This window comes from Curvibacter fontanus (assembly GCF_054780335.1).
The window spans coordinates 180654-197370 of sequence record NZ_BAAGWN010000047.1 but is presented as its reverse complement, the minus strand read 5'-3'; the positions used below and the strand labels follow the sequence as shown (position 1 = coordinate 197370).

Genomic DNA, 16717 nt, shown 5'->3' with positions numbered 1-16717 from the left:
GCGAAAGGGGCGCAGATTGCGCCGCAAACCTCCTTCGGGCGGCTACGATCTGCTCCTGCGCGTCGTGTTCGCCTTGCGCATCGGGCTGTGCGTGGCGGTTTTATGACTTGTTCAGACCTTCCCTAACTCTGAACTACTCATAACCTCAAAAACAAATATCCGTAAGTACAAACATTTATTTTTGAGGTTGATTTATCAGTCTTTCAAAAGACGATGGTGGCGTCTGCTGACGGCCAAGAGGGAACATGCATCAACGATCGCTTGGCGACAGCACTCCAGGTAAACGAACCGAGTGATCACTGGGCGTGTCGCCTACATGGCGGTCAACATGATGCTGGCAAGCAGGGAGTCGGATCGGCATGGCTGGAGTGTCCCGGCAGTGTCGATGCTTGGACCGTGATGGCCTGCACTCCAGGCCGCTAAACTCGGCAGTTGTTTTCTGACTGCGCACCTTTTCACTCATCGAGTCCATAGTGAACCGCCTGTCGTTTTCCTGGCTGCATCGTTCTGCTGTCCTGCGTTGCTGGGCTGGCTTGGGCCTGTGCCTGCTGCTGACGGCGGTGGAGTGCTGGCAGCGCGTGCCCGAGCCTGTGGCGCCCAAGGCCGCCTGGCCGTCCGGGGCGGCTGCAGTTGCCGGCCCGCTGGTCCTGCAGGCAGCCGGTCGCATTCCCATGCCGGGCGATGCCCGGGCCGCCCATGCCAGCACCCTGCTGGCGATGCCGCCGGGGGATCCCGTGGCCCTGCAGGCCTACTGGTTTGCCGGCTCGCGCGAGAGCGGGCCCGACGTGCAGATTGCGGCCTCCCAGTTCGACCGGGCGACCCAGCAATGGACGCCGGCCACTTACGTGGTCAATCGCCACCGTGCCGCCGCAGTCCTGGGCTTCGGCCTGCGCCGCCTGGGCAACCCCGTGGCCTGGCGCGACGGTCAGGGCCGTACACATCTTTTTGTCGTGGCCACCGGCCTGGGCGGCTGGGCGGCCGGGCGCATCCTGCACCTGCGCCAGGATGCGCCGCAGCAGGCCTTCCGTCCGCTGGGGGTGTTGCCCCTGTCCTGGCTCTGGAACACGAGCCATCTGGTGCGGGCCATGCCGCTGCCGCTGGCCGATGGCGGCATGGTGCTGCCGGCCTACTTCGAGCTCGGCACCAAATACCCCGTGGCGCTGCGCTTCGATGCGGCCGGCGAGTTCCGCGGCATGATGCGGATGTCGCAGCGCGGTGATCTGCTGCAGCCTACGCTTTTGCCGCGCAGCGAGACCGAATGGGTGGCCCTGCTGCGCGACAACCGCGCGCAGCGGCAACTGCGCGCGGTGATCAGCCATGACGCCGGCCGGAGCTGGGAAGACCTGCCCGACCTGAACATGCCCAATCCCGACGCTTCGGTGGCCGGACTGAGCCTGCGGCCCGGTCTGATGTTCCTGGCCCACAATCCGCGCGCCGAGTCGCGCGCCCAGCTGGTGCTGAGCGGATCCAGCGATGCGCTGCACTGGACCCAGCTGGAGGTGCTGGCGCAGGGGGATGGGCGCAGCGAGTTCTCCTATCCCTCGATGGCCTGGGTCGATGGCAGTCTGTGGGTCAGCTACACCGAAGAGCGTCGCGGCATCGCCTGGCAACGCTTCATGCCCCTGCCGACCACACGCTGAGTGCACAAGAAGATGGAAGCACTGAACACCCTGCTCTCGACGCAGACGCCCCTGTTGCCCCAGGTCGGATGGGTGGGTGTCTATCGCGTACTGGGCTGGGGCCTGGTGCTGGCGAGCATCGCGCTATGGTGTCTGCGCCGCGGCGGCAGCCGGCCCGCATGGCAGCGTGGCCTGCCCCTGCTGCTGCTGCTCTGGTGCCTGTGGCCCGGGCCGCTGTCACCCGCGTATTGGCTGGGGCTGGCGTTTCGCGTTCCCAGCCTGCTGATGGTGCTGCTGTCGGCCTGGTTCTTGTTGGCGCACTACCGCCCCCAACTGCTACCGTCCTTGCCGCTGGCGGGCCTGCGGCGCTGGGCGCCCGCGCCCGTGCTGCTGGGCTGGGTGCTGCTGCTGGACGCTTTTGCGTTCTGGCCCTTCAGCCTGTACAGCCTGGGTTTTGCGCCGCTCACCTTCGGGGTGCTGGTGCTGCTGTGCCTGCTGCCCTGGTTATGGCATGGCGCGACCCAGCCCTCGATGCTGCTCGTGTCGGTGCTCGCGCTTTTTGTCCTGCTGCGCCTGCCCACCGGCAACATCTGGGACGCGCTGCTCGACCCCTGGCTGTGGCTGCTGCTGCAGGCGGACTGGCTGCAGCGCACCCTGCGCCGCGCTCAAGGCTGATCGCGCACCAGCAGCCATTCGCGCCGGTACAGCCACTGCTGGGGGTGCCAGAGGTTGTCCAGCCGCACTTCGCCGGGCAGATGCCGGCTGGTCAGCAACCAGCGCTCGCCCAGCACGCGGCAAGCCGGCAGGCAGGGCGGCGCGGTTTGCGCCGGGCCGGACTGGATCCAGACCACGGCCTGGTGCGTGGCCAGCAACTCCCGAAGTTCCTCGGCCGGTGTCGGTGGTGTGGTGCCCTCGGCGCGGCGCGCCAGTGCGCGTGCACCGGTTTCGTAGGGCAGGAAGTGGTGCGGGCCCGGCAGCAGGAACTGGAAGCGCTCGAACTGGCTGTTGAAGCCGTTGGGCACAGCAATGCGGCCCTGGGGCGTGCCAGCGATGGTCTGCGCGTCGTAGCGGCCCACGGGGCCGTCCATCGGGGCGACACTGAGATTGAAGGCGACATAGACCAGCAGGCTGGCCAGCACGGCCGCACCGCGACTCCAGGCGGAGCGCCAGAGCCCAGCCGCGATGACTACGGCGCCAGCAGCGAGGGCCAGCAGTGACAGGCTCAACTCCACGGGGGAGGACAAGCCCAGGCTGTAACCGACCCAGGCGATGCGACCAATCATGAGCAGCGCCAGGCCCGCGATCAACAGCGTAGGCAGGAACCAGGCGCGCGCGACATCACGCCAGTGCAGGGCCAGCAGCATGGCCACGGCCGGCATGGCCGGGATCACGTAGCGGGCGGAACGCTGGCTGGGGAACAGGAAGACCAGCAGCCAGACCAGAATCCAGGCCAGCAGGATGGCCTGGTGCGGCGACAGCGGCCACAATTTGCGCCCCTGCGGCAGGCGCTTGAGACCCAGCCAGGCCAGGCCGGGGATGACGAAGAAAAGCAGGCCGGCATTGACCCCATAGGCCAGCAGCTGCGACCAGATGCTGGAGCCGCTGAGCGAAAACGCTTCCTGCCACCAGCCGCGGGCATCGGAGAACTTGGCCGCGTTCTCGCCGACGATGAATTCACGCCAGACCGCTTGCGGATCGGGGTCGAGCACGAACCAGAGACCGAAAACGGCCAGGGCAAGTGCCGCGCTGACACCGGTCTTCAGCGTATGACGCCATACGGCTTGCCAGCTCGGGTGCGATTCGCTGGCGACCAGGGCCAGCCACCAGGCCGCCGCTGCCGGTGCGATCAGCGCGAAGGATTTGTAGGCCAGGCCCAGGCCCAGGCCCAGGCCGAAAAGGAGGTGCGCCAGCCAGCCAGGACTGGCCGCATTCATAGGGCCCCCACGCTCGCTCACTGTGTGTGGCTCGCTGCCCCCCGAGGGGGCTGGAGCGCCTTGGGGCGGCCCGGCGGCGCTCCGTCGCGCGCGTTGCCAGAGCAGGGCGAACAGCGGCAGGCTGAACCAGAAGGTTTCGGGCGCGCTGGTGAGATAAGGACGGCCGTAGCGAAAGGTGCTGAGGAAAGCCAGGAAGATGCAGGCCGCCATGAGCCCTTCGCGCCAGCGCTGCGTGACGGCGCGCAGGCACAGCACGATGGCGCCGCTGACCAGCAGCAGGTAGAGCAGGCTGGGTGTGCGCAGCGCGGCCATGCTCCAGTGCTCGCCCCAGTTTCCGGCCACCATGGCCTGCCAGAAGAGCATGGGGGGTTTGGTGTTGCGGGTATCGACCAGCTCCGAAGCCAGTGGCAGCCACTGGCCCGTGGCAGCGGTCGCGCGCGCGATGTGTGCGTAGACCATCTCGTCGCCGTTGCTGGGCACATACTGACCGTCCAGGCCGAAGACGTAGGCGAAGGCGGCCAGCAGCAGCAGGGCCAGCCAGAAGACCGTGGGATGTTTGTCGGAAGAAATGCCGGAAGCTTGCATGCGCATCACCTGACCCCGCAGGTGAGGGCCGTGGCCGCGATTATGGCTCGCGCTTGTGACGGAAAGTCCAGCGGTCGTTGGCGATGAAGTTGCTGACACTGGCGATCACGATGGCGATCACGTTGGCCAGCAGGTAGTGCATGCCCATATGGGTCAGCCACAGCGTGAGCGCGTACTGCAGCAGGATGCCCAGCCAGGAGGCCATGGCGTACTGGCCTACCTGGGCCAGCAGGCTGCGTTTGCTCAGGCGCTGGCCTGCTTCGACGGCTGTGGCGTGCAGGCGGTCGGACCAGGTCCACAGGCGGTTCCAGGTGAAGTTGTTGACCGTGGCCACGGCTATGGCCAGGGCCAGCGAGAAATAGGGTTTGCTGCCGGTCGGCTCGACGGCGTTGAACAGGAACTCGTGCGCCGTGTAGAGCACGGCCAGGTTGACCACCGTGCCGCTGGCGCCCACCAGGCCGAAGCGGACGTAACGGAAACCGTGCAGCCAGTCGATCAGTTGCCAGAGTCGTTCGTGCAGGGAAGGTTTGTTCATGCGGTAGCGGGTTCTTCGCGCAGCGCCTGCAGGGCATCGGCCAGCACCGGGTCGGGGGCGATGCGCTTGAGGCACTGGTTGTCGCCGTCGCAGAAGGTCAGGCGGTGGTTGTAGGCCGAGAGGCAGGGCGAGCAGGCGATGCCTGATTCGTAGGCCGTGGCCCTGGGGCCGAAGGGGCCGGGAAGGGGGCCGTAGAGCTTGCCGGTCTCGGGGCCGAAGAACATCAGCGTGCGGATGGGCGTGAGGCTGGCGAAGTGGCCCGGGCCGCCGTCGTTGGTCAGCAGCAGGTCACTGGCGTGGAAGAGCATCAGCAGCTCGCGCAGGCTGCGGGTGTAGCCGGTGAGCGCAATGCATGACTCGCTGCCCACCTGCCGCCTGATGTCCTGGGCCAGGACCATGTCTTCCTTGAGGCCGATGAAACCCACGGCATGGCCCTGCTCGCACAGGCCGCGCGCCACGCGGGCGTAATGCGCGGCCGGCCAGGCCCGTTCGGGCAGGATGCCGCCGCCGGGGTACATGAGCACAAGCTTGCGGCCGGCCAACACGGGGTGGTCGCGCAGCAGTTTCTCGCGATAGGCCGACAGCTCTTCGGCGGCGAAGGGCACGGACAGGCCGGTTTCGGTGGGCAGCGCGCGGATCGGTGCGGCCTTGTGGCGCGGCCCCCCATCGCTTTCGAGCGCGTCGACCAGCGAAAGGAACTGCTTGCTGATGTGCTGGTAGGGGTTGTAGGGAATCGCGCAGTTGATGTAGCTGCCGCGGTACAGGCCTTCCTGCGTGTGCGGCGTGAAACCCGCGCGCCGCGGCGCGCCGGTCATGTAGCTGAGCAGGCTGCTGACGCGCGAGAACAGCTCGCAATCGATAACGGCGTCCAGCGGCAGGCGGCGCATCGCCAGGCTCACGCGCCAGATGTCGCGCACCAGGCTCAAGGGCGAGCTGTCGTCGATGCCGTGGAAGTGGGCGTCTTCCGTCAGGCGCAGCATGCGGGCGACTTCCTGGTTCTTCTTCAGCTGCAGTACATGCAGGGTGACACCGGGATATTGGCCGCGCAGCGCCTTGAACATGGGGCCGGCCAGCACGATGCTGCCCATTTCGGACAGCAGGATGACCAGGATGTGGCGCGGCGCCTGCTGGTGGTCGATTTTCGGCGCGCGCGTGCCGAGCAGACGCGCCCACAGGGAAACGGCAGAGCACAGCAGTTGGCCGACCCAGCGATCGATCCAGCGTTGTGTCTGCAGCTTCATGCGGGTTTCCTCTTCTTTCTCACGGTCTTTTGGCTGCGGCACGGGCCTTGCGGCCCTTCACATCGGCTTTGCCGATATGAGCCTGCGCCGAAGAACTGACAAACGCGCGCTATGCGCGCTTCGGCCTTACAGGCCGGCTGCTGCACGCAGTGCAGCAGCTTTGTCAGTCCTTTCCCAGGTGAACTCGGGCTCTTCACGACCGAAGTGGCCGTAGGCGGCCGACTTTTCGTAGATCGGGCGCAGCAGGTCCAGCATCAGGATGATGCCCTTGGGACGCAGGTCGAAGTGCTCGGCCACCAGGGCGGCGATCTTCTCGTCGGAGATGACACCAGTGCCGTGCGTGTTGACCGTGATGTTCATGGGCTTGGCCACGCCGATGGCGTAAGCCACCTGGATCTGGCACTTCTTGGCCAGGCCGGCGGCCACGATGTTCTTGGCCACGTAGCGGGTCGCGTAAGCGGCCGAGCGGTCCACCTTGGACGGGTCCTTGCCCGAGAAGGCGCCACCACCGTGCGGGCAGGCGCCGCCGTAGGTGTCGACGATGATCTTGCGACCGGTCAGGCCGCAGTCACCCTGGGGGCCGCCGACGACAAAACGGCCGGTAGGGTTGACCAGGTACTTGGTGTCCTTGAGCCATTCCTTGGGCAGCACAGGCTTGATGATCTCTTCGATCACGGCCTCGTAGAAGCTGGCCTTGAGCTTGGTGGCGGTCTCGCTCTGGTCCGGGCTGTGCTGGGTGGAGAGCACCACGGTGTCGATGCTGTGCGGCTTGCCGTCCACGTAGCGCATGGTGACCTGGCTCTTGGCGTCGGGACGCAGGAAAGGCAGGCGGCCGTCCTTGCGCAGCTGGGCCTGGCGTTCGACCAGGCGGTGCGCGTAGTGGATGGGCGCGGGCATCAGCGCGGGGGTCTCGTCGCAGGCGTAGCCGAACATCAGGCCCTGGTCGCCGGCGCCGATGTTGAGGTGGTCGTCGCTGGCGTGGTCCACGCCCTGGGCGATGTCGTTGGACTGCTTGTCGTACGCCACCAGCACGGCGCAACCCTTGTAGTCGATGCCGTATTCGGTGTTGTCGTAGCCGATGCGCTTGATGGTGTCGCGCGCGACCTGGATGTAGTCCACGTGCGCATTGGTGGTGATCTCGCCGGCCAGCACCACCAGACCGGTGTTGCACAGGGTCTCGGCGGCCACGCGGCTGCGCGGGTCCTGCTTGAAGATCGCGTCCAGGATGGCATCGGAGACCTGGTCCGAAACCTTGTCGGGATGGCCTTCGGAAACGGACTCGGAAGTGAAGAGGTAATCGTTCGCCATTGAATAAACTCCAAAATTGATTGTCAGGCGCGTTGCCTGGGCTGGGAGCTTCGGCGAACGCTTTAGCAGAGGTGTCATGAATGACGGCACAATCGTTCCCTTTCGGGGTGGCGGCCTGTGCCTGTCGCCCTGCAAGTAGTTCCGTAACTCGGCGACGCCCGCATTTTATCCGAATGATGGTCCTTTTTCGCATCCTGTCCCGGCTGCCCCTGTGGGTCCTCCATGGCATCGGCTGGGGCCTGGGTTGGCTGGTGTTTGCCCTGTCTCCTACCTACCGGCGGCGTTTCCTGGCGAATTGCGCACAAGCCGGCCTGACCTGGCGGCAGTGCCGTGGCGCCGTGGGCCAGGCCGGGCAACTGGTGGCGGAATTGCCGCGCCTGTGGTTCGGGCGACCCGTGCCCGTGACCTGGGAGGGGGGTGAGCATGTCCTGCAGGCCCTGACCGCGGGGCGTGCCATAGTTTTCCTGACTCCTCACATGGGCAGTTTTGAGGTGACGGCCCAGGACTATGCCGTACGTTTTGGCGCCACGCAGCCCATCACCGTCCTGTTTCGCCCTTCGCGTCAGCCGGCGTTGCGCACACTGGTGGCCACGGCGCGCCAGCGCCCCCATCTGCAGACTGCGCCCACCACCTTGGCGGGGGTCAAGCAACTGATCAAGGCGCTGCGCCAGGGGCAGTCGGTCGGCCTGCTGCCGGACCAGGTGCCGCCGCAGGGCCTGGGTGTCTGGGCGCCGTTTTATGGCCGCGAGGCCTACACCATGACCCTTTCGGCCCGGCTGGCGCAGCAGACCGGTGCGGTGGTGCTGCTGGCCTGGGGCGAACGCCTGCCCCGGGGGCGTGGTTACACCGTGCATGTGCAGCCCCTGGGCACGTCGCTGCCGTCCGATCCGCAGGCTGCCGCGACGGTGATCAACCAGGCCATGGAGCAGGTGATCGCCACCTGTCCGCAGCAATACCTCTGGGCTTACGCCCGCTACAAGCAGCCGCGCGAGGAAGGACTCTGATGCAACATCCAGGTGTTCTCTTCATGGGCCTGATCGCGCCCCTGCCGCTGTCCTGGGTGCGGGCCCTGGGCACGCTGGTGGGGCTGGTGCTGTATGTGCTGGCGGTGCCGCGTCGCCGTGTGGTGATGAGCAATCTGGCCCTGTGTTTTCCGGACCATCCCCTGGAGGAGCGCCGGCGCTGGGCACGCGAGTGTTTTGTACATTTCACCCAGGCTTGGTTCGACCGTTCCTGGCTCTGGAACGGCAAGCCGGAGGTGCTGCGCCAACGCCTGCATATCAAGGGGGCCGTGCATGAATTGCAAGGCAAGGAGCCGACGGTGATCTTTGCACCGCACTTCTTCGGGCTGGATGCGGCGGGCACGGCGATCAACCAGCAGTCCGGCCGGTCCATGGTCAGCATCTACACGCCCCAGCGCAACAAGGCCGTGGACCAGTGGCTGCACGACGGACGGCGCCGTTTCGGCAATCTGCAACTGTTCTATCGTGACCAGGGCGTCAAGTCCATCGTCGCGGGTTTGCGCGGGGGCGCCCTGCTTTACCTGCTGTCGGACATGAACTTCGGGCCCGAGGAGTCGATCTTCGTGCCCTTCTACGGCGTGCCGGCGGCCACCGTGCCCTCCTTGCCGCGTTTTGCCCGCCTGGGGCGGGCCAAGGTGGTGCCGGTGACGGCGCGCATCACGCCGCAGGGTTATGACATCGAGGTGCATCCGGCCTGGAAGGACTATCCGAGCGCCGATGTGCAGGCCGACACCGCCTACATGAACCACTGGCTGGAGGGCGTCATCAACACCATGCCCTCGCAGTACTACTGGGTGCACAAGCGTTTCAAGACCCGGCCGCCGGGGGAACCCTCGGTTTACTGAGCCAGGAAGCACTGCAGCGAGGCGATCACGCGCTGCGGCTGCTCATGCACGATCCAGTGCGTGGCGTCCGGCACGGTCTCCAGCGTGAGTCGCGGGATGTAGTCGTCCAGCCCCGCGATCAGTTCGGGCGGCAGCGCGGTATCACCCAGGGCCCAGAGCACGAGCGTGGGTAGGGGGATGGTGAGCATCGCGCGCGGCAGTTCGATGGCGCTGGCGGCCGGGTCCTCGGCGCGTGGTGGGCGCAGCGGTGAGGCGCGGTAGTAATTGCAGCCGCCGCTCAGGCCCTGGTCCCAGACGGCGCGGTAACGGGCCTTCATGTCATCGGTGAGCCAGCCAAAGCCGTCTGCGCCGGCGCCCATGCCCAGGAAAAAGTCCCAGAGGCGGCGGTAGTCGTTCTCGGCCAGCAGCTTTTCGGCGTCGGGACGGATCAGGAAGTTCATGTAGGCGCTGGCGGCCTGCTGCTTCGGATTGCTTTTGAGCTCGCGCAGGAAGGCGCCCGGGTGCGGCGAGTTGACGATGGCCAGCTTCGCGCTCAGTTGCGGCAACTGGTTGGCCAGGTTCCAGGCCACGGCGCCGCCCCAGTCGTGCGCGATCAGGCAGGCCAGAGGGGCGCTACCGGTTTCGATGGCGATCAGGGCCGCGATGTCCTGCACCAGATGTTTGGCCCGGTAGGCTGCCACGTCAGCTGGCGCGCTGGATTGCTCGTAGCCGCGCAGATTGGGCGCCACGCAACGGTAGCCGCCGTTTTCAGGCCGCGCGAAATGAACCAGCAGCTCGTCCCAGACAAAAGCGGCTTCGGGAAATCCGTGCAGAAAAAGCAGGACCGGTCGGCCACGTTCGCCCGCAGCGCGACAGCTCAGGGTGATGCCGTGCGGCAGCGGCTGCAGCCAGGTCTCGATCATGCCGGCCCGGTCGCAGCGTCAGGGTGCGCCCACTGCCACAGCAGCTGCGCGACGTCCTCGATGCCGGTGCGTTTGGTGGCCGAGAACAGGCGCACCTCACCGCCGCCGGCCTGCAGCTTCATGATGGACAGGGCCTTGGCCCCTTCGCTGCGTGTGAGTTTGTCGGCCTTGGTCAGGATGACCAGGAATTTCAGGCCTTCCTCGACGCGCGGACGGATCACTTCGAGCAGGACCTGGTCCAGCTCGGTCAGGCCGTGGCGCGGGTCGCACATCAGCACGATGGCCTTGAGGTTTTCGCGTGTGACCAGGTAGTTGGCCATGACCTGCTGCCAGCGGATCTTGTCCTGCTTGGGCACCGCGGCGTAGCCGTAACCCGGCAGGTCGGTCAGCACGGCATCGGTGACACCCTGTTTGCCCAGGGCGAACAGGTTGATGTGCTGCGTGCGCCCGGGCTTCTTGGAGGCGAAGGCCAGCTGGTTCTGCTGGGTCAGGGTGTTGATGCAGGTCGATTTGCCGGCGTTGGAGCGGCCGACAAAGGCGATTTCCGGCACATCCAGCGCGGGCAGGAAATGCAGCTCGGGCGCCGTGGTCAGGAAACGGGCCGTGTGCAGCCAGCCCAGGGCCTGGACGGCCTGCGGGCTGGGGGGGGCGGGCTTGCCGCCCTGGCGGGCCGCGGCGGCAGTTTTGGAGGGGGGGGTCATGAGGTGATGGTGAAGTGCCCGGACCTGCATTGTAGAATCGGGCAGTTTTGCTCCAACCACACCCGAACCACCATGAAGTTGCTTGCCCCCCTGATGTTGGCTGCCGTGCTGGCAGCGCCCGCCTTCGCCGCCGAGGATGCCAAGGCGCCGGCCAAGCCCGACCTGGCCAAGGGCGAAGCCAGGTTCACCGCTGTCTGTGCCGCCTGTCACGGCGCCGACGGTAACTCCGGCATCCCGGCCAACCCCAAATTGGCCCAGCAGCACCCCCAGTACCTGGCCAAGCAGCTGCAGGAGTTCAAGTCCGGCAAGCGCAACAGCGCCGTGATGAAGGGTTTTGCCTCGGTGCTCAGCGACGAGGACATGATGGACATAGGCGCCTGGCTGGCCGCGCAGAAGGCCAAGCCGGGTTTCGCCAAGGACAAGGAACTGGTGGCCCTGGGTGAACGCATCTACCGCGGTGGCATCCCCGACCGCCAGATCGCGGCCTGTGCCGGCTGCCACAGCCCCAACGGCGCCGGCATTCCGGCCCAGTACCCTCGTCTGAGCGGCCAGCATGCCGACTACACCACGGCCCAGCTGCAGTCCTTCCGCGACGGCGTGCGCAAGAACAGCCTGCCCATGACCCAGGTGGCGGCCAAGATGAACGATCGCGAAATCAAGGCCGTTGCGGATTACATCGCCGGCCTGCGTTGATCGCAATACGCTTGCAGATTGCCGGGTTTCAACCGGCATGAATAAGCACAGGGTGATATTTGGTTCACAATGCCGGCTGAATGCCCGCTGACGGAACCCTGCAGCTTCCAGGTACTCCTACCCAGGCGGGTCTTTGCATGAAGACCCGCCTTTTGTTTTTTGCAGACCCCAGCCACTAACACCATGACCGTCTCCACCCAGGGCCTGAAATTGCCCGCATCCTCCCGCACCCTGCGTGCGGCGGTGGAATTGCTGTCGTCGATGCGCTTTTCCATCTCGCTGCTGACCGTGATCTGCATCGCCTCGGTCATCGGCACGGTGCTCAAGCAGCACGAACCGCTGAACAACTACATCAACCAGTTCGGCCCCTTCTGGACCGAGGTCTTCGGCAAGCTCAATCTGTACGCGGTTTACAGCGCCTGGTGGTTCCTGCTGATCCTGGCTTTCCTGGTCACCAGCACCTCGCTGTGCATTGCACGCAACACCCCCAAGATCCTGGCCGACCTCAAGGCCTACAAGGAAAACATGCGCGAGCAATCGCTGCAGGCCTTCCACCATCGCGCGCAAGCCACGCTGACCGATGCGCCGCAAGCCGCCGCCCAGCGCCTGGGTCGTCTGCTGGCCACCGGGGGCTGGAAAGTGAAGTTGCAGCAGCGCGAGACGCTCTCGGGCACCGGCTGGATGCTGGCGGCCAAGGCCGGCGCCGCCAACAAACTGGGTTATCTGGCGGCGCACAGTGCCATCGTGCTGGTCTGTGTCGGGGGGCTGCTGGATGGAGACCTCATGGTGCGGGCACAGATGTGGTGGGGCGGCAAGACACTCTACAACGGCGGCGGCATGATTGCCGACGTCAAACCCGAGCACCGCCTGAGCGAACGCAACCCGACCTTCCGCGGCAATCTGCTGGTGGCCGAGGGTACACAGTCCAGCACCGCCATCCTGAACCAGTCCGATGGCATCCTGCTGCAGGAGCTGCCCTTTGCCATCGAGCTCAAGAAATTCATCGTCGAGCACTACTCGACCGGTATGCCCAAGCTCTTCGCCAGCGAGATCGTGATCCACGACAAGGCCACGGGGGAGCAACACGAAGCGCGCGTCGAGGTCAACCATCCGGCCAGCTACAAGGGCATCGAGATCTACCAGTCCAGCTTCGACGACGGCGGCTCGACCGTGCGCCTCAAGGCCCAGCCCATGAACGCGGCGACCCAACCCTTCGAGATCGAGGGTGTGATCGGCGGCACGTCGCAGCTGAGCAATGGCAATCAGAAGCTCACGCTGGAATACACCGGCCTGCGCGTCATCAACGTCGAGAACTTCGCGGCCAACAGCCCCTCGGGCGTGGACGTGCGCAAGGTGGACCTGCGCGCCGCACTGGACGAGCGCCTGGGCGCGGCCAACAAGGCCGACGCCAGTAAGACCCAGCGCAACGTCGGCCCCAGCGTGAGCTACAAGCTGCGCGACGAGGCCGGCCAGGCGCGCGAGTTCAACAACTACATGCTGCCGGTTGATCTGGGGGACGGGGTGCCGGTTTTCCTGATGGGCATGCGCGAGACACCGTCGGAGCCCTTCCGTTACCTGCGCATACCGGCCGATGCCCAGAGCTCGACCGATGAATTCTTCCGCCTGCGCGCTGCCCTGGCTGATCCGGTGATGCGTGCACAAGCCGTGCGTCGTTATGCCGCGCGTGTGGTGGATCCTTCCCGCAAGGATCTGCTGCCGCAGCTCAACGCCTCGGCCCTGCGTGCGCTGGGCCTGTTCTCGGGGGCCGAGCCCGTAGCGGGCAGCCGGGCGCCGGGCGGCCTGCAGGCCATGGCGGACTTCATGGAAAACAATGTGCCCGAGGCCGAGCGTGCGCGAGCGGGCGAGATGCTGGTGCGCATCCTCAACGGGACCCTGTTCGAGTTGCTGCAGGTCGCGCGCGAACGCGCCGGCCTCAAGCCCCTGGCCTCCGATGAAACCGCCCAGGCTTTCATGACGCAGGTCGTGCTGGCGCTGAGCGACGCCTATTTCTACCCGGCCCCCATGGCCCTGCAGCTGAGCGATTTCACGCAGCTGCAGGCCAGCGTGTTCCAGGTGGCGCGCGCACCGGGCAAGACGGTTGTCTATCTGGGCTGTGCCTTGCTGATCCTGGGCGTGTTTGCCATGCTCTATGTGCGCGAGCGCCGCCTCTGGATCTGGCTGACGCCCCAGGGGCAGGGCGCCCAGGCCAGCATGGCCCTGTCGTCCAACCGCAAGACCCTGGACGCCGACCGTGAATTCGAGCAGCTGCGCGACAAGCTCTTGCAGAGCAAGGAGTAAACCATGAACACCGCCACGACCACCCTGACCCTCAACGAGGGCTACTTTGCCAAGCGCAATCTCTTTGACTGGCTGTTTGCCCTGCTGGTCGCCGTGGGCGGCATGTACGCCTACGCCAACTACCATCCCTACATGGATGTCTACGAGAAAGGCATCCTGCTGCTGGCCATGCCCGCTGCCGCGGCGCTGGGCTGGTTCTGGCGGCCGCTGCGCGTGCTGATGCTGGTGGTGGTCGCCTTCGCGCTCCTGGGCATCGCCTCTTATCAAGGGCAGCTGGCGCGCGCCGAGAGCGTGTTCTGGCTCAAGTACTTCCTGTCCAGCCAGTCGGCCATCCTGTGGATGAGCGTGCTGTTCTTCATGAGCACGGTGTTCTATTGGATCGGCATGTTCAGCCGGGCGCAGGGCGCCACCATGGAGCTGATCGGCTCGCGCCTGACCTGGGTGGCCGTGGGCATGGCCCTGATCGGCACCCTGGTGCGCTGGTACGAGAGTTACCTGCTCGGCCCGGACATCGGGCACATCCCGGTCAGCAACCTGTACGAGGTCTTCGTGCTCTTCTGCTGGCTGACGGCGCTGTTCTACCTCTACTTCGAGCAACAGTACGGCACGCGCGGCATGGGCGCCTTTGTCATGCTGGTGGTCAGCGCGGCCGTGGGCTTCCTGCTCTGGTACACCGCGGTGCGCGAGGCGCACGAGATCCAGCCCCTGGTGCCGGCGCTCAAGAGCTGGTGGATGAAGCTGCACGTGCCGGCCAACTTCGTGGGTTACGGCACCTTCGCCCTGGCCGCCATGGTGGCTTTTGCCTACCTGATCAAGAGCCAGGCGCAGGAGACTCGCTGGTACAGGCTGGCCCCGCTGTGGATCTTCGGCATCGTGCTGTGCTTCGTGCCGCTGGCCTTCCGCCAGAGTTCTTCGGCGGCCGGTGGCAGCTACTGGCTGGTCTATTTCATCATCGCCGCGCTCATCGTGGGCGGCATCCTGCTGGGTCGCCGGCGCATCATCGAACGGCTGCCCTCGCTTGAGGTGCTGGACGACGTGATGTACAAGTCCATCGCCGTGGGGTTTGCCTTCTTCACCATCGCCACCGTGCTGGGCGCCCTGTGGGCGGCCGAGGCCTGGGGCGGCTACTGGAGCTGGGACCCCAAGGAGACCTGGGCCCTGATCGTCTGGCTCAATTACGCGGCCTGGCTGCACATGCGCCTGATGAAGGGCCTGCGCGGCACCGTGGCATCGTGGTGGGCCCTGGCGGGCCTGGGCGTGACGACCTTCGCCTTCATCGGTGTCAACATGTTCCTCAGCGGGCTGCACAGCTACGGCGCGTTGTAGGGGTTTGGCGCCGTCCCGACGGGAAAGCGGGAACTTTGTAAGAATCATCGCCATCCCACGACTCATCAGCATAGGAGGGCACGACATGCTCATCAAGACCCGTGACGATGGCTTTGTCCATCCGCAATCCAGCGAAATCACCCCGCAAAACGTCTACCGGGACCGACGCCAGCTGATGCGCCTGATGGCCGGAGGGGTTGCCGGCGCTGCCTTGGCGGCCTGGGCCGTGCGCGACGCACGCGCGCAAATGCCGGCCCAGGGCGCCAAGCTGGCGGGCCGGAAGTCCTCAGTGAGTGGCGCCAGCACCATGGAGAGGATCACCGACTTCAAGGATGCCAGCAGCTACAACAACTTCTACGAATTCGGCACGGACAAGAGTGACCCGGCGCGCAATGCGCACACGCTCAAGACCACGCCCTGGACCGTGGGCATCGAGGGCCTGGTCAAGAAACCCGGCAACTACGCCCTGGAAGACCTGCTCAAGCTGTCTCCTATGGAAGAGCGCGTCTACCGGCTGCGTTGTGTCGAGGGCTGGTCCATGGTGATCCCGTGGGTGGGGTACTCGGTGGCGGAGCTGATCAAAAAAGTCGAACCCCTGGGCAGCGCCAAGTATGTCGAATTCATCACCCTGGCGGACAGCAAGACCATGCCTTATGTGGGCTCGCGTGTGCTCAACTGGCCTTATGTCGAGGGACTGCGCATGGACGAGGCCATGCACCCCCTGACCCTGCTGGCCTTCGGCATGTATGGTGAAGTGCTGCCCAGGCAGAGCGGCGCACCGCTGCGTCTGGTGGTGCCATGGAAGTACGGTTTCAAGAGTGGCAAGAGTCTGGTGAAGATCCGCTTCACCGACAAGCAGCCGGCCACGGCCTGGAACCTTGCGGCACCGCAGGAATACGGGTTCTATTCCAACGTGAATCCGCTGGTGAACCACCCGCGCTGGAGCCAGGCCAATGAACGTCGCATCGGCGAAGACGGCCTGTTTGCCAAGAAGCGCAAGACCTTGATGTTCAACGGCTACGAGGCCCAGGTGGGGCAGCTGTACGCCGGCATGGATCTCAAGAAATATTACTGACAGCCTGCACTTGGAGACGGCGCGCATCAACCGCTGGCTGCTGGGGCGTGCCGCCAAGCCGCTGTTGTTCCTGCTCTGTCTGCTGCCGGCGTTCTGGCTGGTTTATGGGGCGGCGACCGATCAGCTGGGGGCCAATCCGGCCGAAGCCTTGATCCGATCCACGGGGGACTGGACCCTGCGCATGCTCTGCGTGGTCCTGGCCGTTACGCCCCTGAGGGTTCTGCTGAAGCTGTCGGCGCTGGCGCGCTTGCGCCGCATGCTGGGGCTCTACGTCTATTTCTACGTCGTGTTGCATCTGCTGTGCTACGCCTGGCTGGACATGGGTCTGGACCCGGGCGACATCGCGCGTGACATTGCCAAGCGCCCCTTCATCCTGGTGGGGTTCACGGCTTTTGTGCTGCTGACGCCACTGGCCGCCACCTCGTGGAACCGTGCCATCCGCGCCCTGGGTGCTGCGCGTTGGCAGCTTCTGCACAGGCTGGTGTATGCCGTGGCCCTGCTGGCTGTGCTGCACTTTTTCTGGATGCGCGCAGGCAAGAACAATTTTGCCGAGGTGCAGGTGTATGCCGGCATATTCGGCGCCCTGCTGGGTTGGCGACTGCTGCGCTACGTCAGGAACCACAGGACCTGAAC

15 protein-coding genes are annotated in these 16717 nt (G+C 65.7%); 9 read left to right on the top strand and 6 right to left on the bottom strand.

All coding sequences use genetic code 11. The features are described 5' to 3' along the window. The first annotated feature begins 473 nt into the window (after positions 1-473). Together ACYVH8_RS17890 and ACYVH8_RS17885 are read left to right on the top strand one after the other, a co-directional pair. Positions 474-1640 (top strand): exo-alpha-sialidase, encoded by a 1167-nt coding sequence (locus ACYVH8_RS17890; protein ID WP_460490169.1) that lies wholly within the window; start codon positions 474-476, stop codon positions 1638-1640. Between the two features lie 12 nt (positions 1641-1652). Then, positions 1653-2294 carry a hypothetical protein gene (locus tag ACYVH8_RS17885; RefSeq protein WP_460490168.1) on the top strand — a complete coding sequence of 214 codons (642 nt, stop codon included), beginning with the start codon at positions 1653-1655 and terminating at the stop codon, positions 2292-2294. On the opposite strand, the gene ACYVH8_RS17880 is transcribed toward ACYVH8_RS17885, so the two are convergent. The 4 genes from ACYVH8_RS17880 to metK all read right to left on the bottom strand — a co-directional run bounded on the left by ACYVH8_RS17880 (position 2285) and on the right by metK (position 7222). Further along, positions 2285-4138: a hypothetical protein gene (locus ACYVH8_RS17880; protein ID WP_460490167.1), complete on the bottom strand. Its 1854-nt coding sequence runs from the start codon at positions 4136-4138 to the stop codon at positions 2285-2287. The two genes, ACYVH8_RS17885 and ACYVH8_RS17880, sit on opposite strands and share 10 nt — an antisense overlap. A gap of 40 nt (positions 4139-4178) precedes the next feature. Then, positions 4179-4673, bottom strand: coding sequence for a GtrA family protein (locus ACYVH8_RS17875; RefSeq protein ID WP_460490166.1), 495 nt, complete (start codon positions 4671-4673; stop codon positions 4179-4181). Next, positions 4670-5914 carry a glycosyltransferase family 9 protein gene (locus tag ACYVH8_RS17870; RefSeq protein ID WP_460490165.1) on the bottom strand — a complete coding sequence of 415 codons (1245 nt, stop codon included), beginning with the start codon at positions 5912-5914 and terminating at the stop codon, positions 4670-4672. The genes ACYVH8_RS17875 and ACYVH8_RS17870 overlap by 4 nt, the downstream gene beginning before the upstream one ends. Before the next feature lie 126 nt (positions 5915-6040). Beyond that, on the bottom strand, positions 6041-7222 hold the full coding sequence (gene metK / locus ACYVH8_RS17865) for a methionine adenosyltransferase (protein ID WP_460490164.1): 1182 nt from the start codon (positions 7220-7222) through the stop codon (positions 6041-6043). Positions 7223-7395: 173 nt separating this feature from the next. Here metK and ACYVH8_RS17860 point away from each other — a divergent pair, with 173 nt between their 5' ends. After that, on the top strand, positions 7396-8226 hold the full coding sequence (locus ACYVH8_RS17860) for a lysophospholipid acyltransferase family protein (RefSeq protein ID WP_460490163.1): 831 nt from the start codon (positions 7396-7398) through the stop codon (positions 8224-8226). Beyond that, positions 8226-9089, top strand: coding sequence for a lysophospholipid acyltransferase family protein (locus ACYVH8_RS17855; RefSeq protein ID WP_460490162.1), 864 nt, complete (start codon positions 8226-8228; stop codon positions 9087-9089). Before ACYVH8_RS17860 ends, ACYVH8_RS17855 begins: the two co-directional genes overlap by 1 nt. Here ACYVH8_RS17855 and ACYVH8_RS17850 read toward each other — a convergent pair. Beyond that, positions 9083-9991, bottom strand: coding sequence for an alpha/beta fold hydrolase (locus ACYVH8_RS17850; protein WP_460490161.1), 909 nt, complete (start codon positions 9989-9991; stop codon positions 9083-9085). The genes ACYVH8_RS17855 and ACYVH8_RS17850 overlap by 7 nt on opposite strands. Continuing rightward, on the bottom strand, positions 9988-10692 hold the full coding sequence (gene yihA / locus ACYVH8_RS17845) for a ribosome biogenesis GTP-binding protein YihA/YsxC (protein WP_460490160.1): 705 nt from the start codon (positions 10690-10692) through the stop codon (positions 9988-9990). The genes ACYVH8_RS17850 and yihA overlap by 4 nt, the downstream gene beginning before the upstream one ends. 72 nt (positions 10693-10764) lie before the next feature. Between yihA and ACYVH8_RS17840 the strand changes: the two genes are divergently transcribed. The 5 genes from ACYVH8_RS17840 to ACYVH8_RS17820 all read left to right on the top strand — a co-directional run bounded on the left by ACYVH8_RS17840 (position 10765) and on the right by ACYVH8_RS17820 (position 16715). Then, positions 10765-11385 carry a c-type cytochrome gene (locus ACYVH8_RS17840; protein WP_460490159.1) on the top strand — a complete coding sequence of 207 codons (621 nt, stop codon included), beginning with the start codon at positions 10765-10767 and terminating at the stop codon, positions 11383-11385. 183 nt (positions 11386-11568) lie between these two features. Further along, positions 11569-13683 carry a cytochrome c biogenesis protein ResB gene (locus ACYVH8_RS17835; protein WP_460490158.1) on the top strand — a complete coding sequence of 705 codons (2115 nt, stop codon included), beginning with the start codon at positions 11569-11571 and terminating at the stop codon, positions 13681-13683. A gap of 3 nt (positions 13684-13686) precedes the next feature. Beyond that, a complete protein-coding gene (gene ccsB, locus ACYVH8_RS17830; protein ID WP_460490157.1) occupies positions 13687-15009 on the top strand; it encodes a c-type cytochrome biogenesis protein CcsB in 1323 nt (440 codons plus the stop codon). A gap of 85 nt (positions 15010-15094) precedes the next feature. Then, positions 15095-16084 (top strand): protein-methionine-sulfoxide reductase catalytic subunit MsrP, encoded by a 990-nt coding sequence (gene msrP, locus ACYVH8_RS17825; protein ID WP_460490156.1) that lies wholly within the window; start codon positions 15095-15097, stop codon positions 16082-16084. Positions 16085-16094: 10 nt separating this feature from the next. Then, positions 16095-16715 (top strand): protein-methionine-sulfoxide reductase heme-binding subunit MsrQ, encoded by a 621-nt coding sequence (locus tag ACYVH8_RS17820; protein WP_460490155.1) that lies wholly within the window; start codon positions 16095-16097, stop codon positions 16713-16715. The last annotated feature ends 2 nt before the right edge of the window (positions 16716-16717 follow it).

What these genes read in the sequence shown, in the direction of transcription:
- ACYVH8_RS17885 (WP_460490168.1), top strand. Translation starts at nt 1,653, where the DNA reads ATGGAAGCACTGAACACCCTGCTCTCGACGCAGACGCCCCTGTTGCCC.
- ACYVH8_RS17880 (WP_460490167.1), bottom strand. Translation starts at nt 4,138, where the DNA reads ATGCAAGCTTCCGGCATTTCTTCCGACAAACATCCCACGGTCTTCTGG.
- ACYVH8_RS17875 (WP_460490166.1), bottom strand. Translation starts at nt 4,673, where the DNA reads ATGAACAAACCTTCCCTGCACGAACGACTCTGGCAACTGATCGACTGG.
- ACYVH8_RS17870 (WP_460490165.1), bottom strand. Translation starts at nt 5,914, where the DNA reads ATGAAGCTGCAGACACAACGCTGGATCGATCGCTGGGTCGGCCAACTG.
- metK (WP_460490164.1), bottom strand. Translation starts at nt 7,222, where the DNA reads ATGGCGAACGATTACCTCTTCACTTCCGAGTCCGTTTCCGAAGGCCAT.
- ACYVH8_RS17860 (WP_460490163.1), top strand. Translation starts at nt 7,396, where the DNA reads ATGATGGTCCTTTTTCGCATCCTGTCCCGGCTGCCCCTGTGGGTCCTC.
- ACYVH8_RS17855 (WP_460490162.1), top strand. Translation starts at nt 8,226, where the DNA reads ATGCAACATCCAGGTGTTCTCTTCATGGGCCTGATCGCGCCCCTGCCG.
- ACYVH8_RS17850 (WP_460490161.1), bottom strand. Translation starts at nt 9,991, where the DNA reads ATGATCGAGACCTGGCTGCAGCCGCTGCCGCACGGCATCACCCTGAGC.
- yihA (WP_460490160.1), bottom strand. Translation starts at nt 10,692, where the DNA reads ATGACCCCCCCCTCCAAAACTGCCGCCGCGGCCCGCCAGGGCGGCAAG.
- ACYVH8_RS17840 (WP_460490159.1), top strand. Translation starts at nt 10,765, where the DNA reads ATGAAGTTGCTTGCCCCCCTGATGTTGGCTGCCGTGCTGGCAGCGCCC.
- ACYVH8_RS17835 (WP_460490158.1), top strand. Translation starts at nt 11,569, where the DNA reads ATGACCGTCTCCACCCAGGGCCTGAAATTGCCCGCATCCTCCCGCACC.
- ccsB (WP_460490157.1), top strand. Translation starts at nt 13,687, where the DNA reads ATGAACACCGCCACGACCACCCTGACCCTCAACGAGGGCTACTTTGCC.
- msrP (WP_460490156.1), top strand. Translation starts at nt 15,095, where the DNA reads ATGCTCATCAAGACCCGTGACGATGGCTTTGTCCATCCGCAATCCAGC.